This is a genomic window from Marinoscillum sp. HNIBRBA16962 (genome assembly GCF_057801515.1).
This window is the reverse complement of sequence record NZ_CM173603.1, coordinates 542,936-567,721: the sequence shown is the minus strand read 5'-3', so window position 1 is coordinate 567,721 and position 24,786 is coordinate 542,936. Positions and strand designations below refer to the sequence as shown.

Annotated in this window: 23 protein-coding genes and 1 riboswitch; of the genes, 12 read left to right on the top strand and 11 right to left on the bottom strand. The window is 43.1% G+C overall.

Annotation, left to right across the window (positions count from 1 at the left end; translation table 11 throughout):
* Nucleotides 1-31: 31 nt before the first annotated feature.
* Entirely contained in the window at nt 32-940 is a 909-nt protein-coding gene (locus tag AC3E9V_RS02560) for a DMT family transporter (protein ID WP_488751620.1), read from the bottom strand.
* A gap of 11 nt (nt 941-951) precedes the next feature.
* Nucleotides 952-1,944, bottom strand: a complete 993-nt coding sequence (gene dusB / locus AC3E9V_RS02555; protein ID WP_488751619.1) for a tRNA dihydrouridine synthase DusB — start codon at nt 1,942-1,944, stop codon at nt 952-954.
* Nucleotides 1,945-1,982: 38 nt separating this feature from the next.
* Here dusB and AC3E9V_RS02550 point away from each other — a divergent pair, with 38 nt between their 5' ends.
* From AC3E9V_RS02550 to AC3E9V_RS02525, 6 genes are all read left to right on the top strand, one after another.
* Nucleotides 1,983-2,927 (top strand): CPBP family intramembrane glutamic endopeptidase, encoded by a 945-nt coding sequence (locus AC3E9V_RS02550; protein WP_488751618.1) that lies wholly within the window; start codon nt 1,983-1,985, stop codon nt 2,925-2,927.
* Nucleotides 2,920-3,126 (top strand): putative signal transducing protein, encoded by a 207-nt coding sequence (locus AC3E9V_RS02545; protein ID WP_488751617.1) that lies wholly within the window; start codon nt 2,920-2,922, stop codon nt 3,124-3,126. Before AC3E9V_RS02550 ends, AC3E9V_RS02545 begins: the two co-directional genes overlap by 8 nt.
* Nucleotides 3,104-3,937: a phosphatidate cytidylyltransferase gene (locus tag AC3E9V_RS02540; protein WP_488751616.1), complete on the top strand. Its 834-nt coding sequence runs from the start codon at nt 3,104-3,106 to the stop codon at nt 3,935-3,937. Before AC3E9V_RS02545 ends, AC3E9V_RS02540 begins: the two co-directional genes overlap by 23 nt.
* 153 nt (nt 3,938-4,090) lie before the next feature.
* Nucleotides 4,091-5,365 carry a Glu/Leu/Phe/Val family dehydrogenase gene (locus AC3E9V_RS02535; protein WP_488751615.1) on the top strand — a complete coding sequence of 425 codons (1,275 nt, stop codon included), beginning with the start codon at nt 4,091-4,093 and terminating at the stop codon, nt 5,363-5,365.
* A 5-nt stretch (nt 5,366-5,370) separates the two neighbouring features.
* Entirely contained in the window at nt 5,371-6,027 is a 657-nt protein-coding gene (locus AC3E9V_RS02530; RefSeq protein ID WP_488751614.1) for a phosphatidylserine decarboxylase family protein, read from the top strand.
* Between the two features lie 87 nt (nt 6,028-6,114).
* Nucleotides 6,115-6,591 carry an RDD family protein gene (locus AC3E9V_RS02525; protein ID WP_488751613.1) on the top strand — a complete coding sequence of 159 codons (477 nt, stop codon included), beginning with the start codon at nt 6,115-6,117 and terminating at the stop codon, nt 6,589-6,591.
* A gap of 7 nt (nt 6,592-6,598) precedes the next feature.
* Here AC3E9V_RS02525 and AC3E9V_RS02520 read toward each other — a convergent pair whose 3' ends face one another.
* Together AC3E9V_RS02520 and ribD are read right to left on the bottom strand one after the other, a co-directional pair.
* On the bottom strand, nt 6,599-7,075 hold the full coding sequence (locus tag AC3E9V_RS02520) for a GAF domain-containing protein (protein ID WP_488751612.1): 477 nt from the start codon (nt 7,073-7,075) through the stop codon (nt 6,599-6,601).
* 4 nt (nt 7,076-7,079) lie between these two features.
* The gene (ribD, locus tag AC3E9V_RS02515; RefSeq protein ID WP_488751611.1) at nt 7,080-8,099 is read right to left on the bottom strand and encodes a bifunctional diaminohydroxyphosphoribosylaminopyrimidine deaminase/5-amino-6-(5-phosphoribosylamino)uracil reductase RibD; all 1,020 of its coding nucleotides are present in this window, start codon (nt 8,097-8,099) and stop codon (nt 7,080-7,082) included.
* 17 nt (nt 8,100-8,116) lie between these two features.
* Between ribD and prmC the strand changes: the two genes are divergently transcribed.
* Entirely contained in the window at nt 8,117-8,968 is an 852-nt protein-coding gene (gene prmC, locus AC3E9V_RS02510; RefSeq protein WP_488751610.1) for a peptide chain release factor N(5)-glutamine methyltransferase, read from the top strand.
* Here prmC and AC3E9V_RS02505 read toward each other — a convergent pair.
* From AC3E9V_RS02505 to AC3E9V_RS02495, 3 genes are all read right to left on the bottom strand, one after another.
* Nucleotides 8,956-11,304 carry a KAP family P-loop NTPase fold protein gene (locus AC3E9V_RS02505; protein WP_488751609.1) on the bottom strand — a complete coding sequence of 783 codons (2,349 nt, stop codon included), beginning with the start codon at nt 11,302-11,304 and terminating at the stop codon, nt 8,956-8,958. The genes prmC and AC3E9V_RS02505 overlap by 13 nt on opposite strands.
* A 190-nt stretch (nt 11,305-11,494) precedes the next feature.
* On the bottom strand, nt 11,495-12,871 hold the full coding sequence (locus tag AC3E9V_RS02500) for an energy transducer TonB (RefSeq protein WP_488751608.1): 1,377 nt from the start codon (nt 12,869-12,871) through the stop codon (nt 11,495-11,497).
* Complete coding sequence (locus tag AC3E9V_RS02495; protein ID WP_488751607.1) at nt 12,858-13,433, bottom strand: RNA polymerase sigma factor; 576 nt, start codon at nt 13,431-13,433, stop codon at nt 12,858-12,860. The genes AC3E9V_RS02500 and AC3E9V_RS02495 overlap by 14 nt, the downstream gene beginning before the upstream one ends.
* A gap of 114 nt (nt 13,434-13,547) precedes the next feature.
* Between AC3E9V_RS02495 and AC3E9V_RS02490 the strand changes: the two genes are divergently transcribed.
* Nucleotides 13,548-15,377 (top strand): vWA domain-containing protein, encoded by a 1,830-nt coding sequence (locus AC3E9V_RS02490; protein WP_488751606.1) that lies wholly within the window; start codon nt 13,548-13,550, stop codon nt 15,375-15,377.
* Nucleotides 15,378-15,420: 43 nt separating this feature from the next.
* On the opposite strand, the gene AC3E9V_RS02485 is transcribed toward AC3E9V_RS02490, so the two are convergent.
* On the bottom strand, nt 15,421-16,056 hold the full coding sequence (locus AC3E9V_RS02485; protein WP_488751605.1) for a hypothetical protein: 636 nt from the start codon (nt 16,054-16,056) through the stop codon (nt 15,421-15,423).
* Between the two features lie 50 nt (nt 16,057-16,106).
* On the opposite strand from AC3E9V_RS02485, the gene AC3E9V_RS02480 reads away from it, so the two are divergent.
* Nucleotides 16,107-16,685, top strand: a complete 579-nt coding sequence (locus AC3E9V_RS02480; protein ID WP_488751604.1) for a DUF4136 domain-containing protein — start codon at nt 16,107-16,109, stop codon at nt 16,683-16,685.
* A 31-nt stretch (nt 16,686-16,716) separates the two neighbouring features.
* On the opposite strand, the gene AC3E9V_RS02475 is transcribed toward AC3E9V_RS02480, so the two are convergent.
* Entirely contained in the window at nt 16,717-19,164 is a 2,448-nt protein-coding gene (locus AC3E9V_RS02475) for a TonB-dependent receptor (protein ID WP_488751603.1), read from the bottom strand.
* Between the two features lie 60 nt (nt 19,165-19,224).
* Nucleotides 19,225-19,347, bottom strand: a riboswitch (TPP riboswitch).
* A gap of 28 nt (nt 19,348-19,375) precedes the next feature.
* Nucleotides 19,376-19,894: an AAA family ATPase gene (locus tag AC3E9V_RS02470; protein WP_488751602.1), complete on the bottom strand. Its 519-nt coding sequence runs from the start codon at nt 19,892-19,894 to the stop codon at nt 19,376-19,378.
* A 65-nt stretch (nt 19,895-19,959) separates the two neighbouring features.
* Here AC3E9V_RS02470 and AC3E9V_RS02465 point away from each other — a divergent pair, with 65 nt between their 5' ends.
* Nucleotides 19,960-20,487 (top strand): hypothetical protein, encoded by a 528-nt coding sequence (locus AC3E9V_RS02465; protein WP_488751601.1) that lies wholly within the window; start codon nt 19,960-19,962, stop codon nt 20,485-20,487.
* Here AC3E9V_RS02465 and pnuC read toward each other — a convergent pair.
* Nucleotides 20,484-21,092: a nicotinamide riboside transporter PnuC gene (gene pnuC, locus AC3E9V_RS02460; RefSeq protein ID WP_488751600.1), complete on the bottom strand. Its 609-nt coding sequence runs from the start codon at nt 21,090-21,092 to the stop codon at nt 20,484-20,486. The two genes, AC3E9V_RS02465 and pnuC, sit on opposite strands and share 4 nt — an antisense overlap.
* An 88-nt stretch (nt 21,093-21,180) precedes the next feature.
* Here pnuC and guaB point away from each other — a divergent pair, with 88 nt between their 5' ends.
* Together guaB and AC3E9V_RS02450 are read left to right on the top strand one after the other, a co-directional pair.
* Nucleotides 21,181-22,647, top strand: a complete 1,467-nt coding sequence (guaB, locus tag AC3E9V_RS02455) for an IMP dehydrogenase (RefSeq protein WP_488751599.1) — start codon at nt 21,181-21,183, stop codon at nt 22,645-22,647.
* A gap of 86 nt (nt 22,648-22,733) precedes the next feature.
* Nucleotides 22,734-24,782: a SpoIIE family protein phosphatase gene (locus AC3E9V_RS02450; protein ID WP_488751598.1), complete on the top strand. Its 2,049-nt coding sequence runs from the start codon at nt 22,734-22,736 to the stop codon at nt 24,780-24,782.
* Nucleotides 24,783-24,786: the final 4 nt, after the last annotated feature.

Sequence of the window (24,786 nt, the reverse complement as noted above, 5' to 3'; positions counted from 1 at the left end):
CTAAATCCTCAAAAAGGGCCTGTTCAATCGATCAGGCCTTTTTTTGTGCCAGAGATTTATTCCTCTGACGGTTGGCTATGAATACTCCCAATAAAATCGCCGCGATCCCTACTCCATGTGAAACCAGTAATATTTCCCCATCCAAAACACCCCACACCACAGAAACAATCGGTATGATGTAGGTAACAGATGAAGTAAAAACGGGATCGGTGATGTTTACCAGCTTGTTGAAGATAATAAGGGCAATAGCTGTACCTACTACACCGAGAACCAGTATAAAAGAGGTAGCAAGTAATGTGCCCTCTACATGGACAATTTTATACGGAAAATCAGTGAAAAAGAAAAGCTGAACTGCCGCAACCGGCCCTACAGTAAGCAATGAAATGCTGGTAATTGTCATAGACTTCAGATCCTGCAGGTGGCTTTTGATCAGGTTCAGATTAAAGGCATAAAAAAGCGTAGCAAGCACTACAAAAAAGGCATAAAAGTTGAAATTGCTGATGTCACCTCCGGAACCTGCAGTGACCAAAATAGCGGTCCCAATAAAACCTACCAACACCCCTGCAAATACCTGAGAGGGTTGCTTCTTTTTATAGAGTACTATTCCTATCAGAACGGTAAATAACGGAGTTAGCGCATTGAGCACTCCTGTAATGGCACTTTCCAGCCTGGTCTGAGCAATGGCAAAGAGAAAAGCCGGGAAAAAGCTACCTACCAGGCCCACAGAAACCATGTACTTTAGATGTGATCTTCTGATCTTTTTGAGGTTTCTTATAGCAAAGGGTAACAGAAAAGCAGCCGCTGATACGATCCTGATCGAACCTACTTCAAGGGGTGTAAGACCTATCAGTCCTTTTTTGATCAATATAAATGAACTCCCCCATATCAGGGAAAGTGTAATTAGAAGGCCCCAGGCCTTCAGGGGTGTTTTTTGGGTCATGTAAATGAAGGTTACACCGGTACCACTTCAGTAAACGTTTCTGAAATCTCATCAAGAATATTCATCAGTTCATTGAAGGTATCGGTTTCCACCAGTTGGGCTCGGAATGGTTTGAAATTCGGAATTCCCCTGAAATAATTGGTATAGTGTCGTCTCATCTCAAAAATACCTTTTCGCTCCCCTTTCCACTCCACTGAAAACTCCAGGTGTTTTTTAGTTACTTTCACTCGTTCTTCCAACGTGGGTTTCTCCAAATGCATGCCAGTCTTCATATAATGCTTGATCTCCTCAAAGATCCAGGGATAACCTATGGCAGCCCTGCCGATCATAATACCATCTACACCATACTTATCTTTATACTCCACAGCTTTTTCAGGAGAATCTATATCTCCATTGCCAAAGATCGGTATATGGATGTCCGGGTGATTTTTTACTTCGGCAATATAGCTCCAGTCTGCCTCCCCTTTATACATCTGTTTCCTGGTGCGGCCATGAATGGTGAGTGCCTGTACGCCCACATCCTGGAGCCTTTTGGCTACTTCCACAATCTTTATCGTGCTATCATCCCAGCCCAACCGGGTCTTAACTGTTACGGGTTTATTTACAGCTTTGACAATTTCTGCGGTCATAGCTTGCATTTTGGGTACATCTAGTAAAATCCCCGCACCAGCCCCTTTACAGGCTACTTTTTTCACCGGACAACCGTAGTTGATGTCTATGATCTCCGGGTTAGCTTCTTCAGCTATAGCGGCAGCTTCACGCATTGATTCAATCTTATCCCCAAAGATCTGAATGCCTATGGGACGCTCGTAATCATAGATGTCCAGCTTCTCTACACTTTTGGCTGCATCTCTGATGAGTCCTTCGGATGAGATAAACTCCGTATACATCAGGTCGGCTCCATTCTCTTTACACACTGCCCGAAACGGGGGATCACTCACATCCTCCATGGGAGCCAGCAAAAGCGGGAAATCGCCGATTTCAAGGTTTCCTATTTTGACCACAGTCTAATCCTAAATTTTGCCGTAAATTTAGGGCAATTATGCAGAATATCCTCAGAAACACCACTACAGGTGACCGATCCATTACCCCCTGGATCTTAATACTTATTTTAATTGGATATGTTTTAGCAGCCCTGATCTTATTTCAACTATTGGCCCAGGTTATCATACTTCCCTTTTTTGATTTTAGTCTTGAGAAATCACTACAAGAGCTCACAAATCCGTATGGCTCGGAAAAGGCTAAGCTGCCGATGATGATCATCCAGGGAGTCACTTCTCTGGGGATGTTTATCCTGGTACCCTTCTTCTTTATACGAAGAAACCTGCACCTTCCTTTAAAAGATTTTTTCTCATTTAGCGGGACCCTGAAACAGCCCGTTTTTATGACAGTCATTATCATGTTTTGCTTTATGGTAGCAAACAGTGTCATCATCGAATGGAATCAGAGTGTGGAGCTACCCGGTGTCTTTTCATATTTTGAAGACATGGCACAAGCCAAGGAGGCACAGCTGGAAAAACTCACCAGGTACCTGACAGCGTTTAACGGGATAGATGAGTTTTTATTAGGTCTGGTAGTCATTGCCATTATCCCCGCCATAGGAGAAGAATTGTTGTTTAGAGGATTGCTTCAAAATTTATTTAACAAAGCCTTCAAAAACCCTCATGTAGCCATATGGGCTACGGCCCTGCTTTTCGGTGTTTTTCATCTCCAGTTTTACGGAGTAGTCCCCCGAATGCTTTTGGGCGCCTTGTTTGGGTACCTGTACTACTGGTCAGGGCAGCTATCTCTGGCTATGGTAGGGCATTTCGTCAATAATGGGTTTACATTGATCATGCTGTATCTTGGCCAGCTCAGTGTAATAGACTTTGACCCTACTCAGGTAGAAAGCTCTCCGCCTGTCTACATCATTTTAATTTTCTTTATTATCGGTTCGGTTTTATTATACTTGTTCAGGAACTATTTTAAAGCCAAATCTGATGCGTGACTGGCAAAGGGTGTATCGTGACCAGCTTGAATACCGTGCTGAGATGGTTAGGTCCATTCTGGATGAGCATGATTTGAATCCGGTATTGCTGAGCAAAAAGGATTCCTCTTACCAGTTTGGGCATTTTGAGGTACTTGTAGCTCCTGAGCATGTAATTCAGGCACTTAAAATCATCAATGAGAGCATTAAGTTTGAATAAGTTTTCAGATCTATACCAAAGAATCTTTTCGGCAGCTGCAGGTGCCTTTATCATCGTATCCAGTTTGATCCTGGGCGAATGGAGTTACTTTGTCGTATTCTTTATGATCTCCCTCCTTGCACAATGGGAGTTTTACCGGTTGATCAAACTCCAGAGCTATCTGCCCATCAGACTGCTGGGCGTGGTAATCGGCACTTCTTTATTTGTTTTGTCCTTTTTCATTGCCAGGGGGTCTCTCCATCCTAAATATTATTTTGCTATTTTCCCGATCGCTTCACTGATCTTTCTGGTAAAGCTTTACAAAAAGAATGATAACAATCCGTTTTTGAATATTGCGCTTTTTTATCTCGGGCTTACCTATGTGGCTTTGCCTTTTGCACTGATGAATGTAGTGGTCCACTACCATGGATGGTACAGCTACGAAATCCTGCTCGGCCTCATGCTTATTATCTGGTCCAGCGATACCGGCGCTTATTTTGCTGGGATCCGCTTTGGCAGGAGAAAATTATTCGAACGGATCTCTCCTAAAAAGTCCTGGGAGGGTGCCATTGGCGGAGCGCTTACCGCTGTAGGTATGTCAGTCCTGCTATCACATTTTTATACCGATCTTGCCTTGTGGCAGTGGATTTGTGTTGCCCTTATTGTGGTTATAGCAGGAACATACGGCGATTTGGTGGAGTCTATGTTTAAGCGTACCATGCAAATCAAGGACTCCGGCACATCAATTCCCGGTCACGGAGGGTTTTTAGATCGCTTTGACAGCCTGATTCTTTCAGTACCGTTTATTGTCGTATTTCTGAAATTGTTTTAACAAACACCCTGAAAGCCACGCTCTTGTCTAATGTACCTACAGTTAAAATTCACTTACTAAATCAACAGGCGAATGCAGGTATATATCTGGAAAAACTTAGCTTTGCACCCAAAAATAAACAAACAATAACCCTACTATAAATTTTATATAAGCATGGCTTACATTGAACCGGCTCCCATAAAGGACAAGGGAAATCCTTTCGAGTCCATGATGTCGAGATTTCATATCGCAGCACAGCACCTCGGGCTGGATGACGAAATCTACAATGTGTTAAAATCCCCAACCAAGCAGGTTATCGTGTCGCTCCCCATCACGATGGATAATGGGTCCATAAAAGTCTTTGAGGGCTACAGGGTCATTCACTCAAACATCCTGGGCCCATCAAAAGGCGGTATTCGATACGACCTGGATGTAAATCTTGATGAGGTGAAGGCCCTGGCTGCCTGGATGACATGGAAATGTGCTGTGGTGGACATCCCGTATGGTGGCGCCAAAGGTGGGATCAAATGCAACCCGCGTGAGATGTCACCAGGCGAAATTGAGCGGCTAACCCGGTCTTTTACTCAGGCTATGCATGAAATATTTGGCCCGGACCGGGACATCCCGGCACCTGATATGGGTACAGGCCCCAGAGAGATGGCCTGGCTGATGGACCACTATTCACGAGCACAGGGTATGACCGTAAATGCAGTAGTAACCGGAAAGCCGATCGTATTAGGTGGTTCTCTAGGCAGGACAGAAGCCACGGGACGTGGTGTTATGATCTCCGCTCTTGCCGGCATGGAGAAAATGAGGATCAACCCATTCAAAGCTACCTGCGCGATCCAGGGATTTGGGAATGTGGGCTCATGGGCCGCATCGCTACTTGCAGAACGTGGCGTAACGATCGTATCGGTATCTGATCTTTCAGGCGCATATTACAATCCACAAGGGATCAATATTCCGGAGGCCATTAACTTCCGAAACCAAAACAACGGATCCCTGGAGGGGTTTTCCGGAGCGGAAAAAATATCACCGGACGACCTGCTCCTTTTGGAAGTAGATGTACTGGTCCCTGCTGCCGTGGAGGATGTGATCACGCAGAAAAATGCAGAGCAGATCAAGGCAAAACTTATTGTGGAAGGAGCAAATGGACCCACCTCCGCCAAAGCCGATGCGATCCTGAACGATAAAGGAATTTTAGCTGTTCCTGATATCCTGGCGAATGCCGGTGGTGTAACAGTATCTTATTTCGAATGGGTACAAAACCGGCTGGGCTACAAATGGACAGCAGAGCGTGTAAACCGACGGTCAGACCGGATCATGAAAACGGCATTTGATAAAGTCTATGAAACCGCTCAGGAATATAATGTATCCCTGAGAATTGCAGCCTACATAGTAGCCATTGACAAGGTCGCCAAGACTTACAAATTCCGGGGAGGTTTTTAAAAATTATGAATATTCACAAAGAAGGGTACAAAATAATCCCAATAGCAGCGCTGATCCTGGGGCTGCTATACACCGGACTTTATTTTCTCATTCCGGTTCAGGTCGTACAGATCACTCTGGCTGTGGCAGCCATTATTTTTTTCATTTTGATCGTTCGTTTTTTCCGGGATCCGGATTTTCCTGTAGAAAAAAATGACAAGCATGTCCTGGCGCCCGCTGATGGCAAGGTGGTAGTCATTGAAGAAACCGAAGAAACTGAATACCTGAAAGAGAAACGGATACAGGTGTCCATTTTCATGTCACCTCTAAACGTACACGTAAACCGAAGCCCGGTCAGGGGGGAGATCTCCTACTATAAGTATCATCCGGGTAAATTTTTAGTGGCCTGGCACCCAAAGTCCAGCACCGATAACGAGCGCACGACCATCGGTCTTAAGCTGGAATCCGGGCTTGAAATCGTCATGAGGCAGGTTGCCGGGGCTGTGGCCAGAAGGATATGCTTCTACTCAAAGGTAGGGGATCAGGCAGAGCAAGCGGAGAAGTTTGGGTTTATCCGTTTTGGCAGTCGTATTGATCTTTACCTCCCGCTGGATGCTGATATAAAAGTTAAAATCGGTGATACTTCAAAAGGCGGCAAGACTATCATAGCAGAGCTCCCATAAGCCAACGCCGGTAAATCAGATATTTTTGCTTTTATGGTAATTTGAATATTGCTATATTGAAAGACAAACCTTAAACTATCTAACAAAATGTCTGATTCTAAATATGCCGGTTTCTGGCTGAGATTCGTCGCTTACCTCATCGATGGGTTTATCATCGGAATTGTACAATCTTTTATCATCGTACCTATGCTGGCCATGTTTGGCATGGGACTAGCCACCATGGACAATATGGAATACATGTCTGAAGATGATACCATTGCAATGGTCATAGGAGCTTTTAGTGCCTTCAGCGCTGTTCTTTTGGTCTCCTTTGTAATAGGGATCATCTACTACACTATTATGGAATCCAGTAAGCACCAGGCTACTTTAGGAAAAATGGCTCTGGGACTTAAAGTCACCGACATGGATGGAAAAAGACTTGATTTTGGTCGCTCCCTCCTGAGGAACCTTGGAAAGATCATCTCCCAAATGGTGCTGATGATCGGATACATCATGGCAGGGCTTACAGCCAAAAAACAGGCTCTCCACGACATGATTGCCGGAGCATTGGTTGTAAAAAAATAATCTGCCTTTATCTGGAGAGGCTCTCGGCCAGTCTCTCCAGATATGCTTTATCTACTTCATCAAAGGTGTTTAACTGATCGCTGTCCACGTCCAGCACACCAATCACCTGTCCTTCTTTGATCAGGGGCACAACGATCTCCGACTTACTATCCGAGCTGCAGGCAATGTGGCCCGGATATTCATCCACATTTGGTACAATGATCGTCTCGGCCTTCTCCCAACTCTGACCACAAACCCCCTTACCTTTCTTAATTCGTGTACAGGCGATCGGTCCTTGAAATGGGCCAAGCACTAACTCATCATCTCTTACCAGGTAAAACCCCACCCAGAAAAATCCCATGCCATAACGAAGAGCAGCTGCTGCGTTAGCCAGATTTGCCACCAAGTCTTCCTCTCCTGATACGAGAGCTTCAACCTGGGGGATCAATGCTTCATATTTCTCTTTCTTATCCGTGCTCTCTACTATGTGTAGTTCTTCAGCCATTTAGCTATGTATTATTTCTATAATAAGTCAACCTGTCTTCCAAAACGCTTTCCTCACAAAAAGGGTTTCTATTTATTTTGGGTGCAGCTATCCCTTTCCCAAATGATTGATTTGAGGTAAATACCCTTGCTTCGTCCCATAGGTTTTCATTCAGAAAAGACTGCAAAAGCTTGCTCCCACCTTCTACAATCAGGGACTGCACACCCCGTCTGTTGAGGTGATCCAGCATCCCTGACAAATCCACTTTTGGCAGGTTGACCACCTCGCAGTTTCGGCCGTCAGTTTCTCGCTCAGCAAAGCAAATAGTTGGGACTGCTCCGTCAAAAAGATGCATTTTCAGATCAAGGGCTAAATGCTTATCAATCACAATACGCATAGGGTTTTTCCCATGCCAGTCACGAGTAGTCAGAGATGCATTATCATACCTGGCCGTGTTGGTCCCGATCATGATAGCATCCTCCTCGCTGCGCCATTTGTGGACCAATTGCCTTGAGTATTGGTTGCTGATCCACTTGCTATCATAATTTTCGCGGGCAATAAACCCATCCATGGTTTCTGCCCATTTCAAAATAATATAGGGCCGCTTCTTAACCATAGAGGTGAAAAAACGACGGTTAAGATCAAGGCCTTCTTTTTCTCTAACTCCTGTCAGAACTCTTATCCCTGCATCCTCAAGTTTTTTAATACCCTTTCCTCCTACCAGCGGGTTAGGGTCCGTATTGCATATAATGACCTCCTTCACGTGATGACTCACCAGCAAGTCTGCACACGGAGGGGTTTTCCCCTGATGAGCACAAGGCTCCAACGAGACGTACACCACCGCCTCTTTCAAAAGAGACTTATCCCTTACTGCGTCTATTGCATTTACTTCAGCATGTGGTCCACCATATTTTTGGTGATACCCTTCCCCAATGATCTTTCCTTCATGCACAATGACACAGCCCACCATCGGGTTTGGACTCACACTTCCCCTGCCCAGCCCAGCCAGCTCTAAAGCCCTTCCCATAAACAGATCATGCATCATTTTGGTAAATTCGTGCTGTGAATACAAAAGTGTCTGCAATTTACAAAGAAACCGTGCAGCGGCTGACTGAAATCTATGGAGAAAGTGAAGCACAGTCTGTGGCTAATATTCTCTTTGAAGATCTTCTCAGAGTGAGTAAGATCCTGCGGCTTACAAATACTGATCTGTCACTTTCTGAGGAGCAAATGAAGCAATATGAGCCAGCCCTTTCCCGGTTACTCAGTCATGAACCTATCCAGCACATTCTTGGCTATACCTATTTTTATGGCCGCAAATTTCAGGTAAACCAGCACACCCTGGTCCCCCGACCCGAAACTGAAGAGCTGGTGGAACTGATCATTCTCGAAAATTCAAAATCAGGGCAGAAAGTACTCGATATCGGCACTGGAAGCGGATGTATTGCCATTTCACTCGCCCTTGGTTTGAAAGATCCGGAGGTTACATCCTGGGACATTTCGGCAGAAGCATTAAAGATGGCAAATGAAAACGCCCAGGCTCTCGGAGCGAATGTGTCATTTAACCTGGTAGATGTGCTGAATTACGCGGGGGAAGAAACCTTTGATATCATTGTGAGTAACCCACCCTACATTCCGGATCAGGAAAAAGTATCAATGCATGAAAATGTACTCCACTATGAACCGGAAATGGCACTTTTTGTACCGGATGATGATCCCCTGCTTTTCTATAGAAGAATAGGGGAATTAGGGCAAAAGAACCTTACCAAAGGTGGAAAACTCTACTTTGAGGTCCATGAAAACTATGGAGCGGATGTCAAAAGGCTTTTGGAAAATCAGGGTTATCAACTGGTAGCTGTTTTTAAGGATATGCAGGGAAAAGATCGGATGGTGCGGGGGAGTCAGGTTAAATAATTACTAATTGTTTGGTCCTCTATTCCATTTAATAGTTCTGAAATTTCTTCCTTCTGAGGATTTTTTAAAGATTTCAATAGCTCATTTTTGGGCTTCTCATTATCTAACAGCTCAGAAGCATATTCTGGCCATTTCGAAGTAAAAATAACCCATTTGACTAATTCCTTACTGGATATACCAACCAAGCTTTTACCCTCTAAAAGCAACTCCTGCCTTTTGAGAGAAAATTGATTATTCAATCGTATAATTTGTCTGGGATTGCTAGGAATATATTTCACGTAATCGAGCAAAATATGAGTGACCTCTTCTTGGTGGTCGCTATCAATCTTTGACAATTTCTTTGACATTTCTTCAATCATTTTTTGACTGTGCTGAACTTCGTTCCTTTGAGATATCTTATCGAGATCTTCAACACTTGCAGCTGATTTTATCTCGTTCATAACTGCTTCTTTATCTCCAAGATTATCAGTTGTGTTTTCATCCATTTTTAAAACTTTCCTTAAATAGGACTCTTTTAATTCATCTGAAATTTTTGGGACGTTAATAGATAATTGGAAAGATTTCTCTAAAAACTGATTACCAAGAGAATGCCCAGTAGGAGATAAGTCGGTGAAAACTGAATATGTTTCCTCGAAACAATTCTTAATCCATTTAGCGTCACCGGAGACGATGTATAAAACTTTTGACTCCTTAAATAGCGTCTGAATACCTTCCAAAAGTTTAACCGTAGGCCCAGGATTACAACGATCTAGATCATCGATAAAGATTGCTAAATTATTATCCTCAGTGACCGATTTAAATCTATCCTTTATTGGTTTAAACGGATCAGAGGCATTTGACTTAATATATTCTAATGAAGAAATACTTTTATGAAATGCACTCTTCAATATTGATTTAAATATCAACCATACAGCACCCCCAATAGACAAATAAGTGGTTATCAGATTAAGTGTTTTTTCAAATGGATCATTTTCAGAGACCGTAAATCTTAATATATCTGTGAAAAATAAAATCAAAACAAAAAACGCGAATGTAAGAACCCCAACCAGATTAAAATGCAATGATTTGAAGGTCCACCAGAAATGCGAAATCTTACTGGAAGCTGACTTACTAATCTTATTTATCAGCACCCACCATGGATGTTCCAGTCTTTGATGCTCCCACGCATTGAATTCAATAACTTTCCAATTCTTCTTCTTCTTCAAACGCTCCTTAAAAAATCGAAGGATTGTGCTTTTACCACTACCCCACTCCCCATTCAAATGGATCATGTATGGTTCATCCTCACTGTCTTCCCATACTTCAAAAACTTTTTCAAGGACCCTATCCACAAAAATTTCTCGCCTCAATTCATCAATATTACTTGGATGATCAGTTTTTAGACGAGTCCTTTCTAATTTGTTAATTATTGAGCTCTTAGATTCAGAATCTGGCTCTTCTAATGGCGTAAAGAGCCTAATATTCAAGTCCTTTGAAAAAACATAAACCGGCTCTAAATCAAGATCTTCTTTTTTATTAGCATGTAGATATACTGATCCAAGAATGTGATTCTCTGGTTCATATTCATATTTGTCTTCCAACTTTTTGGTATCAGGTCGAGTACAATAAAAGTGATCTGATTCTTTAAGCGACTTACTTCTTCTAAAGTACCTAGCCAAGCGATTAGAACTTTTTGAATCTTTAGTCAAGTACCCTACTAATTTGGGATCATTGAATTGATGACCCTGGAGTTTTTCGTTCTCCAAATTGGTCACATATAAGTAATCATCCTCATCTTTTAGGTAGTATTCCCATAATGCTTTATTATCAGTACTTTCATTCTTTTCTATATAACCAATAAGCCCCTGATTGTAGAAACCTTCCTTCAACAAATTACTATCACTTTTAACTACTGATAAGGCATGTTTTAAAACCATTCCATCTTGGTTCGTAGGGTTGGTTTCCTTTGGTAAACCCAATAATTCGTTAATTAAAGGCACATGGGAGGAAATTATATCGAAGCTTAACTCATCAACCTTTTGTATGGATGCTTCCGAATCAAATTTAAGGTCAATTCTCTGTCCTTTATCAGAGATTTTATGCCACAGATTTACTCGAAGAGCATTGTCATATTTCTTACTTACAATTCCTAAAGCCATGATAGTTGGCTCTACGAAGTTTCCAACCTCTCCCCAAAGAATAAGAAGGTCTCCAACCTGGACCGTTTCAACTTGTTTTGAATCCCTGTAGGCATTCGAGAAAGGAAATTTTGAGTTAATAGAAGGTTCATAAACCTTGTCATTGATAATCCTTTTAAGCTCTGATTGATTAGAGTATTTTACGGCATAGTATTGCATAGTCATGAAAATACCATAAAACGGAGCTCAATGCAAGTTTAGGATGACGGAACACTGAGTTTTGGATTTCTTTCGCATTACCAGGAAAGATTTTAGTCTTTCAAATGCTTATTAGCCTGTCAGGGGACAGGCTTGAAGCAGGGCTAAGGCTAATTTTACATGACTGTCTCTCCCTGACAGCCAATCAACCCTACAACTCAAATTTAACCTTCACCCTCACCGTACTTTCAATAGCCTGGTTATCTCTTTTCGCGGGCTTCCATTCAGGCCCCTCTCTTACCAGCCGGATCGCTTCCTCATCACAGCCATAGCCCACACTTCGCTTTATTTCAATATCGGTTATTTCACCAGCAACATCAATAGTTAACTTCAAAACTACCTTGCCCTCAACTTCTTTTTCTTTGGCTTCTGTTGGATATACCAGGGAATTTTCCAGGTAGGATTTAAAAGCATCTAATCCTCCGGAAGGTTGAGGTTTTTCATAATTATTTGTGAGGTCTTCCGTATCTACAGTCGTAACAGCTCCTGTAACACTTTTTTTCTTTGATACTCCATAGCCAACTACCACGACCTCACTCAAAGCCGCCACATCAGACTCCAGCTCCATATTCACTTCAGACTTGCCGTTTACAGGAGTTTCAGCGCTTTCCATTCCTATGAATGAAAATCGCAATACCGCATTTTCATCAGGAAGGGTTAATTGATAGTTTCCATTGAGATCAGTCACCGCCCCGGTAGTGCTACCCTTTACCACTACACTAACTCCGGGAAGGGGCTCCCCTACCTCATCAGTCACCTGACCTGAAACCTGCAGATTCCCCATGGAGCTGGATCGGGAGACACCAGAGGCTGCTCCTCTTATGGAGAGGGCTGCCGGTTCTGCTTCATTGAGTTCCTTGGCAACCCCATCGGCTTTTTTGGACCTTTCAGTTGCCACGGCTTCCGTAGCCTTTAACTTCAGCTCTTCGTCCAGCATCTCCTCATTGAGGTCGAAAATGATCTCATCCTTACCTTCCACTGCCATATAATCCTGAGCTTCAGCCGAAGTAGATTCCTCCTCAGCAGATTGGTGTAGCGGAACAGTTGCATCTGCTAATGGCTTTGCTGAAAATGTTGGGTGGGCTTCGGCTTTTGGTTTTTCTTGTAATGGCTCACCAGTTTGTTTCTCTGGCACATCAGGAGGCCTGATTTCATCCTGATCTTGTGGTCCGTGAGGTGGTGTGACTGTCTCTTCCTTCATGGCAATAGTGCTGCCCGAATCGCTTTGCGTACCCAGAAGCCACCATACAACTGACACAGAAACCATCAGGAGGACAACAGCTACAGCCACCCGTAACCAGGGAGTTCCCTTCCGTACAGACCTGTCCATAACTCTTTCCCGCAAGTGACTTAGATCCTGAAAAGTATCGATGTTTTGCTCAAAGCCTTCCAGAGCTTCCTGATCAAAGGAACTGTTGAGTAGGTGGCGTTCTATCTCATGAGCTTTCCTGCCTGAAATTTTACCAGCCAGATAATCTCTGATCTCCTCCTCAGATAATGTACGATATGTCTTTTTATCTTTCGACATGATGTTTTTCCAGACAGACCTTCAGGTTTCTTTTTCCATTCTGGATATAGCTTTTCACTTTACTCATTTTAAACGAACACAGATCCACAATTTCCCGGTAGCTCTTCTGCTGTAAATAAAACAGCCGGACACACCGCTGCTGATCCTCACGCAGTTCCTTTAAACATCGCTCCAAAGCTTCCAGATCTGAATCGATCGTATCTTGCTCTTCTACTATAGGATGCACCATCACCTCATTTTCCATAAAACTGCCATTGAGTTTTTCAGTTTTCTCAGCTTTGCGAAGCTCCATGAGGCAGTGGTTCTTCGATACCATGTATAGCCAGCTTTTAAAATAGGTTACCTCATGGGTCTTTAGCTTTTCAGCCAATGATTCAAAAACACTCATCACAGCATCCTGTGCATCTTCCCGTGATTTCAGGTATTTCAAACAAAGGCCGTAAATCAGGTGGATATAGCGATTATACAGCACTCCCAAAACCTCCTTATCCGAAGATTTCCGGTAGTGCTCCAGCAACTCCTGGTCACTGTACTCATCCCTATTTATCCGAAATAAACCCAATTTTAACTCTCTGTAAAACAGAAGTTTAACTTACTATTTAAAAAAATTAAATCTTTTTTATGGAAAATCAACGGGTTTCCCATCTCAAGGATACAAATCAAAAAGTATACCGACATGCAAAAGATCATACTATTACTCGGAATCCTGTTGATCTCAACAGCGCAAACGCAGGTGATAACCGTAACCGGCACAGTATATGACGAGCAGGGCAATTCATTGCCCGGCGTATCCGTTATGGAAAAATCCACCACAAATGGTGCCATTACAGACGTCAATGGAAAATATTCAATCCAGGTCAATGGTGAAAAGAGTACCCTGACTTATTCATTCGTAGGTTTTAAAACTGAAGAGATCAAAGTTGGGAGCAAGCGAAAAATTGATGTGATACTCAAGCCCGATGTGAAATCACTTGAGGAAGTGGTTGTAGTAGGCTACGGAGAAGCCAAAAAGTCCCGCAGCGTTGCGGGCGTCAGCTATGACCAGGCTGGAAACGGAGCAGTAAGTTACATGATGTCGGCTCCTGCAGAAGCCGATCCATATTTCAACACCGAATCTTATGATGCTATTGAAGAAAATATCTTCCACACCAGTACTGACAAACCACTCTCTACTTTCTCAATAGATGTGGATGCAGCTTCTTACAGCAACATGCGTAGATTTCTGAATATGGGACAAATGCCTCCGAAGGATGCTGTGCGGATCGAGGAGATGATCAATTATTTCAACTATGAGTATGAAGGACCGAAAGATGAGCATCCATTTGCCATCCATACTTCCAAAATGAAAGCTCCGTGGAATGAAGATCACTTCCTGGTGAAAATAGGGATACAAGGGAAAAAACTGGAAATGGAAGAACTACCCCCTTCAAACATAGTTTTTTTACTCGATGTGTCCGGCTCCATGAACAGCCCCAACAAATTGCCTTTGCTGAAGTCTTCTTTAAAAATGCTAACCAATGAGCTACGCCCGCAGGATAAGATATCCATCGTAGTGTACGCAGGTGCAGCCGGTCTGGTCCTGCCACCTACAGATGGCAACAATAAGCAGAAGGTCATAGATGCCCTGGAAAACCTGCAAGCGGGTGGTTCAACTGCCGGAGGAGCAGGCATCAAACTGGCTTATAAAACCGCCAAAGAGAACTTTGTAAAAGGAGGCAATAACCGAGTGATACTGGCTACTGACGGTGATTTTAATATTGGTGCTTCCAGCAACGGGGAGATGCAACGTCTGATTGAAGAAAAAAGAGAAGAAGGGGTATTCCTTACAGTCCTGGGCTTTGGAATGGGTAACTATAAAGACTCCAAGATGGAAATCCTGGCAGATAAAGGAAACGGCAACTATGCTTATATTGACAATATAATGGAGGCTAAAAAGGTCCTGGTAACAGAGTTTGGTGGCACACTCTTTACCATAGCCAAGGATGTAAAGATCCAGGTAGAATTTAACCCCAATGTGGTTCAGGCCTATCGTTTGATCGGATATGAAAACCGAATGTTAAAAGATGAGGACTTCAATGATGATAAAAAAGATGCTGGTGAGCTTGGAAGCGGACATACCGTCACTGCCTTATATGAAATTATTCCGGCAGGGGTGGAAAGCAGCTTCGTAAAAGATATCGATCCGCTAAAGTACCAGAATCAAAAAACTATCGGAAACACCGATGAAATGCTAACTGTGAAGTTCCGCTACAAAGAACCTGATGGGACAAAAAGCAAGCTCATCGTAAAACCATTGAAAAATGATGACCGGCTTGACAATGACCAAAATCTCAAATGGGCGGCCTCAGTTGCCGGGTTTGGAATGTTGCTCAGGGATTCTGAGTTTAAAAATGACCTTACCTATTCTGAAGTGATCAATCTGGCCCGGTCTGCCAAAGGCGCCGATGAGTTTGGCTATCGAGCCGAATTTATCAGCCTCGTGGAGGTTGCCGGTCAATTGCAATGACACACAGGTGAATCAGCATCCCGGTCACACGGATCGGGATGTTTTATTGAAACTCTTCACTGATTAGATAAGGGGCCTTGTTACAATTGATAGAAATGTCTCCTTCCCGACTCTTTTTCAGCTCGATACCTTCCTGTAGCCACTCCTCCTCAAGGTCAAGGTCAAAACCTTTAGTGGAAAAATAGCTTCGATCCTTCAAGGGCATGACTGATATTTCTGAAAATGATGGCAGCCATTTCTTATACAAAAGGCTTTTCTGAAGGATATGTCGCTTACTTTCCGTATGGATTACCAAATCAAAGGAGGTGATCCATTGTAATGAAAGTCGAATCACTTCAAACAGGGAAATGTCATCTGTAATGATATTTACTGCCTTATGTCCCTTCTCATGCAGGAGAGAAAGTGCGGTATAAAGGAAGCGATCCTCTTCCACAGCAATGATCCTCACAGGCATTTGTTGCTTTAGCTCTTCTTCATATTTCACAACCTGCTGAAAACCAACCAATGCCACATCCAGTTTATGTCCATACTTCGAATATATGTCAATGGAAGGTTCGCAGCATATGACTGTAGGGGACCATTCGAGCAAAGCGTGCAAAACTTCGACCGGAAAATACTCTAATTGGTCGATTATTAGAGCTGGTTCTTGCTGATCACGGACAATATGATGTGAAGACATTTCTATTTGCGGAAATTCATGACTAAATTATAATGCCTAAATGATAAAAGATGAAAAATTTACTTGCAATAGGAACAATGATTTTCCTTTTCAGCTGTGTGGCTGAAAGAGATTTTGTGGTAGAGTACGACTACAGTTACCGGGGAAAATTTAAAAAGTACGAATCCTTTGGTTTTTTGAGCTCCGGGGATACGGTAAACTTTAACGGGCTGAGTGATCAGCTGATCAAAAAGGAAATTGAAAGGCGCATGCAATCACAGGGCTATCGGTACAAGGAGAAAAACCCATCACTTTATGTTGCTTACAAAGTCTTTTCAAGTGACATGAAATTCAGAGGGTATGAGCAGCTGGACCTTGAAAGCTGGGACAACCTGTACAGTGAGCGAGCCGAGAACGAAAAGAACCTGGAGTATATCAAAGAGGCCAAGTATGATGAAAAGAAGATAGATCTGAAGGAGGGGACTCTTTTGATCGACTTCATTGACCGTAAAAGTCACGGGGTGATCTGGCAAGGATATGCCAGTGGGCTTTTTGATAACCGTACATATTTCAGTAAAGACGTGAAATATGCTGTCAGAAGTATCCTGAATCAATACAGACTACTTGCTGCAAATTATCAGTATAATTAAAGCTGCCCCGAAACGAGGCAGCTTTAATTTGCTAAAACTTCAGAGATAGTGATGCCAGAAAATTAATACCCGCCTGTGGGTAGTAATAATTTTCCCTAACCACGTAATCTCCCCCTCTGTAACCAAACGTATATCCGTTTGAAACATACTTATGGTCAAATATATTGTTTACCATAAGCGAGAAAGTAGTTTGCTTCAGCAGCTTGATGTCAAAGTCGTAATCCAGTTTGAAATCATTTACAAAATAAGGGTCAATACTTCTGTCATCATTTGAGGTATTGTCCAGATACTGTTTTCCTACATATTTAGAAAACAAGGATACCTCAAGATTTCTGAGTGGAGAAAATGAAATCTGGCTACCTGCGATGACATTGGGAGAAAATGAAATATCTGTATTTTCATATTCATTTTCGATAATGTTAAACTCATCAAATGCAGGTCCATAATCGTAAATGACTTCTGTGAACTTTTTGATTATATTTCTACTCAAAGTCAGATTTGCGGTCCACCTCAGGTTGTCGAAAATTTCTACACCACCAACCAATTCTATACCAGTGCGGTAGCTATCCGGCACATTGACCCGCACTGAAGATCCCACGTCATTGAGTTCTCCCGTTAATACAAGCTGATTCAAATAATCCATCAGGTAATAATTAGCAGAAAACGAATAATCTGAAGACCGTGTGCGATAACCCACTTCCAGGTTACGTAATGTCTCTGCCTTTGGCACTTCTCCGTTTGGTGCATCAATAAAGTCATTCCGAACCGGCTCACGATGCCCTACAGCAAATGAAGCATATAAATTACTGTTCTGCTCCAGTGAATAAGTCAATCCGGCTTTGGGATTGAAAAAAACATATTCATCACCGACATCTATCATTCGCTGATCATTATCTATACCCACCGTATGATAATCAATGGTTCTCAGCTGAGCATCAGCAAATAGATTAAGCCCACTGGTAAGCTGGTAATTTCCTTTTAGATAGACGTTGAAATCCTTCTTCTCACCCACATTATCGTAATAGCGCTCCCTGATTTCACTGGTACTTGCATATTGAGCCCAGATGATTTCTCCAAAATGATCTCCTTCATAATTATTCCAGGCACCTCCTAATGTAAGATTCCACTTGGCTTGTGAGTAATTGGCTGAAAACGTCATTCCGTAAAAGTCATTATCAAGCCATCTCCTACGTATCAAATCAGTTGAAGTGATGGTACTGTCTCCAATAGTCACATCCGGAAGATTATAATCAGCAAACTCGTCATCATTCCTGTACTGCTCATAATATCCTCGCCCATATGTATAATGCAAGGCGGCATTGATATTGAAGCTGGAGTTGAATGTATGATTGAAATGAAGCTGGTAATGATCCTGCTGATAGTTATCCACTTCATTTTCATAAAGGTAATAATTGAAAGTCCTGCCGGAATTTAATAGGTTTTCAGCCTGCTCTTCCGTATAGCCATTATTAGCAATAACCTCTTGCATACCTTCCATATCATTTTCCAATCGGGACTCAGGGGTACCCCACCAGGATTGATAGGTTACTTCCTTGCCGGCAAAGGTCAGTACTTTGATAGTTGTGTTCTCGCCATAATAGCCTCCTGCCAGGTAGTAAGACTTGAGATCAGATGAGGACCTGTCAATGTAGCCGTCTGATTTTAATCGGGATAGTCTTCCTTCAAATGACCAGCGGTTATTGATAAGACCTGTATTATATTCTACAGTGTGTTTTCTGGTGTTAAACGAGCCATAGCTGTTATCCAGTCGGGCAAATGATTCCTGAGAAGGCATGTCTGTCTGCAAATTAACTGTAGCCCCAAAAGCCGCAGCACCATTAGTGGATGTTCCTACTCCCCTCTGTATCTGTATATTATTTACCGATGAAGCAAAATCTGGCATGTTAACCCAAAAAACTCCATGAGATTCAGAATCATTTAGCGGGATACCATTTACAGTCACATTGATCCGGGTAGGATCACTCCCTCTGATTCGCATTCCGGTATAGCCTACACCATTGCCAGCATCAGAGGTAACCACCATAGAAGGAGTATACCTAAGCACAAATGGCATATCCTGGCCTAAATTCCGTTCTTCTATCTCTTTATTAGAAATATTCGAGAAGGTGGTAGGTGTTTTTTCATTTGCCCGCGTCGCATAAACAATTACCTCCTCTCCTCTTATTACACTCTCTTCAAGCGAAATGGATAAATTCAAGTCAATAGATACCTTGATTTCCTGTGCATGTGTTTTGTAACCCACATAAGAAACTTTGAGTGTATAATTCCCTTCAGGTACCTTCTTTAAAGAAAAATTGCCCTCGTTATCCGCTGCTGTTGCAAAACGAGTGTTTTCCAGAAGGACATTGGCTGCCGGTAAGGGAGCGCCAGCCTGGTCAATAACCTTACCGCTTACTTCATACTGCGCATAAGCCCATATAGGTAGCAATGCGACGATAGCCGCAATTAACGTTTTCATAAAATTGAACAATTAACTATTTAACCATATGGGAAGCGGGGAACTCCCCTACCTGGTTATCATACTCGTTCCTCTAAGGTCCCTACGCCGGCATTACCCGGATCAGGTTTATGGGTATGATCTCAGCCCGAATTCACCCCTGACTCATTCACTTGCCAGGGAAGGGCACCCCTTTGAAATACAAACATAGAAGAAAACTTATTGTTCCTGCTCAGTCTTTAAAAAAACCTTCGATTAACGCTTTTGCACAATGCACTCTATCCTCTTCAATGCCTGATACAATTCCGTAGGGAAGGTCATGATCTTTCAGGTAATTTTCATAGATATCAAAAAAGTGTTTACGCAGCTTTGGGTGTTCTCGCTGCGGGTCCGGTCTCCAGATGAGGTCTGTATTGCCCAGAAGGTAAAAATCATAAGACCGTTTTTCCAACTCGTTCAAAATCCAGGGATGTGTCTCACCGTACTTGTGATCACTCCAGACCTTCATCACGATCAGGTTGGTATCACAAAAAAGGTACTCTCCTGCGTACCCGGCTTTATCATCTTCCCAGGCCATTTGACCCTTCGCTATTTCCAGCAGGTCATCTTTCTCATAGGGTCGCCCTAGCCGGTCCAGGTAAAATCGGGCGTATTCGGGTACCCATTCCGTATCATATATCCTTGCCAGATGCTGACACAATTCACTTTTCCCGGTAGACTCTGGCCCAATGATGGCTATTCGTTTGGTCATAAAGGCTAAAAAACGCCAAAACTATATTATTTTTGATACACATGGACAATAAAGGCAATCTGAGGATGAGAGTAAACCAACTTGAAGAACAATTGAGTAACACTTTAAAAGCTGTCGATAGTTTCCATGAAGAAATGAAGGTTTTTAAAGAATATCTCCTGGAAAACAGCAAAGTAGTGAATGGCCTACTACGAAAACTGGACGACCATGACGAAAAATTTGACAAGAACCATGAATTTTTGAAAGCTCAGGAAAAGAAGATTGATCTGAGATTTCAAAAAATGGAGGAAAGGCTTGAGAAAAATGACAAGAAAATGGAAGAGAGGTTCCGAAAAAGTGACCTTAGGTTTCAGAAAATGGAAGAGCAGTTTCAGAAAAACGATCTGAAGTTTCATAAAATGGAGGAAAGGCTTGAGAAAAATGACAAGAAAATGGAAGAGCGATTCCGAAAAAGTGATCAGAAAATGGAGGAAAGATTCCAAAAGTCTGATGAAAAGATCAATTCCATTTTAAAAGCAATGGAATCTGATCGTAAACTTCAGGAGGCCCGATTTGAGTTGGTTATGAAAAGGTTTGAAAAACTGGACTCTTAGCCATCAGCCTCTTCTAACAATGATCTCCTCCAGGAGAAATACCCCCAGGTTGCCAGAATCGTAAACACTAAAAACTGAAAGCTGAAAAAGTAAAGCTCCTTGTAAAAATATAGCGGAGTAGCAATCAGGTCCGTTAATATCCAGTAGATCCAGTTTTCTAACTTCTTTTTGGCCATAAGCCACATCCCGGTAATCGCAGTAGCAGTGGTAATTGCATCCAGGTTGGGTACATCACTGTCCGTATAGTCCAGCCCAAACCGGATCAAAAAAAATGACCCCACAGTTATTCCGGCTGCAATCAAATGCTCCCGCAATGAAGACCTGGTCACGGGAACCTGAGGCCTGTTTGGGTCCGCATGAGTCCAGTAGTACCAGCCATACACGCTCATTATGAAATAATACGTATTGATACCGGCTTCTGCATATAGCTTTGAGGTAAGGGTGATGTATACAGCAATAACGACACTTACAATCCCGGTTGGATAAACCAGAATATCCTCTTGTTTGGAGTACCAAACACTTAATAAACCAAAAATTACTGCAATTCCTTCCAGCCAGGAGGTATTTGAAGCTTGCTCCAGTAGGGTAGAAAAAAAATCCTGCATTCAGCTATAAATTAAATCTTCAATTAAGTTTCAGAATCTCGTGTAACTAGCTAATTTTGCACGGCAAATAATAATAAATGTTATTTGCATGAATCTCGATAACAAATTTCTCTTTGAAGCGCTCACCTATGATGATGTGCTTCTGCTCCCCGGTTTTTCTGAAGTACTTCCACGAGATACCGATACATCTTCTAAAATCACGCGCAATATTAAGCTGAATATTCCACTTGTGTCCGCCGCAATGGACACAGTGACGGAAGCCGGCCTGGCTATTGCCATGGCTTTGGAAGGAGGCATAGGGTTTATCCATAAAAACATGCCGGTTGATAAACAGGCAGCCCAGGTACGAAAGGTGAAGCGATCGCAAAGCGGAATGATCCTGGACCCCATCACGCTGAACGATGACAGTGTGGCCGGTGATGCAGAGAAGATCATGCGTGAAAACAAGATTGGGGGGATTCCCGTCGTGAATAAAGACAAAAAGCTGATCGGGATCATTACCAACAGGGATTTGCGCTTTCAAAAAAACATGAAGCGCCCCATCATCGAGATCATGACCAAAGAAAACCTCATCACCGCTGAGGTGGAAGTTGGCCTGAAAGAAGCTGAAGAGATCCTGCAGGAGTACAAGATCGAAAAACTACCAATCGTAGATAAGTCCGGAAAACTTACCGGCTTAATCACTTATAAAGACATTTTGAAAAATAAAGACCGGCCAAATGCCTGTAAAGATGAATTTGGTCGTCTGAGGGTAGGGGCAGCTGTGGGTGTCACACCGGACCTTCATGATCGCATTATAGCTTTGATCAATGCCGGGGTTGATGTGGTTAGTATAGATACGGCTCACGGGCACTCCAGGGGAGTGATAGATGCTGCCAAACGGGTGAAAAAAGAATTCCCTGACCTGGAGCTGGTGGTAGGAAACATCGCTACACGAGAAGCCGCTGAGGCCCTCATGGAGGCCGGAGCAGATGCTATCAAGGTAGGTGTAGGCCCGGGAAGTATCTGTACCACCCGTGTAGTAGCCGGAGTAGGTGTGCCTCAGCTATCCGCAGTTTATGAATCTGCACAGGCTGTGAAAGGTCAGGTACCAATTATCGCCGACGGGGGCATCAGGTTCTCGGGAGATGTGGTAAAAGCTTTGGCCGGAGGCGCCAGCAGCGTAATGATCGGCTCACTGCTGGCGGGAACAGAAGAGGCCCCGGGGGAAATGATCATTTATGAAGGCAGGAAATTTAAGACCTACAGAGGCATGGGCTCAGTAGAAGCCATGGAAGAAGGCTCGAAAGATCGATATTTCCAGGATGCGGAGGACGACATCAAAAAACTGGTCCCTGAAGGAATCGTGGGACGCGTACCCTATAAAGGTATGGTTTCGGAAGTACTTTATCAGCTCACTGGCGGTTTGCGGGCTGGCATGGGCTATTGTGGTGCAGGAACGATTGAAGACCTGCACAATGCCAAATTTGTCAAAATATCAGCAGCCGGAGTAGCAGAGAGCCACCCTCATGACATCACCATAACCAGAGAAGCTCCAAACTACAGCAGACGTTAAAAAGCGTTAATAATATCGAAAAGCCCTCTACATCCAATAGAGGGCTTTTTTATTAGTGGACACCCCCCTATTTTTGTACCACCTAAATGCTATCGAATAAACTCAAAATAAGGCTCAGTTTTCTGGCAGGTCTCCTTTCGTGGTTGCTCTTCACGTTTTTTGATCTTTACCTCCTATTTGTTGAGCGGTATGAGCTAAATGTAAACCTATCGGAGATACTTCCCCAGGTCTTTCTTACGGCTTTTATCGTATCCACTTTATTCTATTACCGGTATGTTATCACCAAAGCAGATAGCATCAATTTCATAGATCTGCTTTGGAGGGTGTTTATTACGGGTTTGGTAACGACAATCGGCTCACTGATCATTCGGTTGTTCTTTTATGTGTTTGGCAACTCCGCAATCAGTGAAAACCCGCTCACGATCAACCTGCTTTATCACATCCTGATCGGCCTTGTCACAATCTACCTCATCTCCACCTTCGTCGTATGGAAGCGGCTGATCCTGTATCAGAAGTCGAAGAATCTCATTCAGCTCTGGGGCTTTTTTGAATATAGCTTATTGGGTAGCCTGGCTTTTGACTTCATTGGAAACAGGTTCATGAGTGTCAATTTCAATACGGCACTCATCTTTCTTGGCGGCATGGCGCTGATCCTCTCTTTTAACCTGAAATGGATCGCTTACCTCAACTTCAAGCAGAAATGGAAAAGTATCCTTTTCATCCTTCTTTCGGGGATCTATATCTACCACTTCATGCTCAACCTCATCACCTTTTCACAAACTGAGGTTCTCACCATTGATCTGCTCGACCGGGTATTTATAGTTGCCATCTTTATTTTCATATTCCTTTATGCAGGCATTTCCATACTGGTTACATTGTTCAACCTGCCCACCTCCTCCGTTTTTGAGCGAAAGCTTCAGGAGGCTATAGATTTCCAAAAGCTTAGTCAGTCTATTCCCTCCGGTCAAAGTGCAGAGCAAACTTATGACCTGTTACTGGACAGTTCTATGAGCGCGGTCTTTGCTGACGCCGCCTGGCTCGAGATCAAAAACGACCATCCTTCCCTGATCACCCGGGGAATTCGTGAAGCTACGGTAGAAGATATCAAAGGAGTAGTAAAGCAGGATCTCCTGAAAGACATACTCTTTTATCAGTTTAAAGGTGACTTTTCATCCAGCAAAGTCATTGGCTCCATCAATCACCCCGACTTCAGAAGCATAATAGCCCTGCCCATTATGGTCAAAGGCAAACAGGTGGGGACGCTGGTCCTTTTGCAGGAAGTGGCAGATGCTTTTAATCGCGAAATGGTAGAAATCATTACGACTTTTGTCAATCAGGCGAGCATCTCTCTTGAAAACTTCATGCTGATCCAGGAAGCCATTGAGAACGAGCGTTACAAAGAGCAGCTCAAAATTGCCAAAAGCGTCCAGAAAAGCCTTCTACCATCCGAGCTGAAAAACAATAGCTCCTTTGACATCACCGCATACAGTATGGCAGCAGACGAGGTAGGAGGTGATTATTATGATATTCTGGAGCCCGTTTCAGGAATTTACAACCTGATCATTGGGGATGTTTCAGGTAAAGGAACTTCGGCAGCCTTTAACATGGCCCAGATGCGGGGCATTTTTCACAGCCTTGCCCAGGTGAAGAAAAGTAGTCCGCAGAAGTTTATCATGCAAGCCAATGCAGCCATGGCAAGGTGTCTGGAGAAGACGTCTTTCATTACTGCATTCTACTTTCAAATAGATACCAGAGAAAAACAGCTCAGCTACTCGCGTGCAGGTCATTGTCCGGCTTTATATTACTCTGTGGAAGAAAAGAAAACCTGCTACCTGGAAAGTGACGGACTTGGATTAGGAATAATAAGAAACTCAGAGTATGATCAATACGTTGTAGAATCTACGCTGACCTACACGCCTGGAGACTTGTTGGTTCTCTACACAGATGGCATAACTGAAGCCAAAAATCACGACAACCAACAATATGGATCTGAGGGACTGGAAACCTCGCTGCTCAAACACATAAACCAACCGATAGAAAAGATAAAAGAAGGTTTGATTGACGATCTTATTAGATTTTTAAATGGAAATAAACTGGACGATGACTATACGCTGACCATCGTCAGGTTCAAGTAAGGAT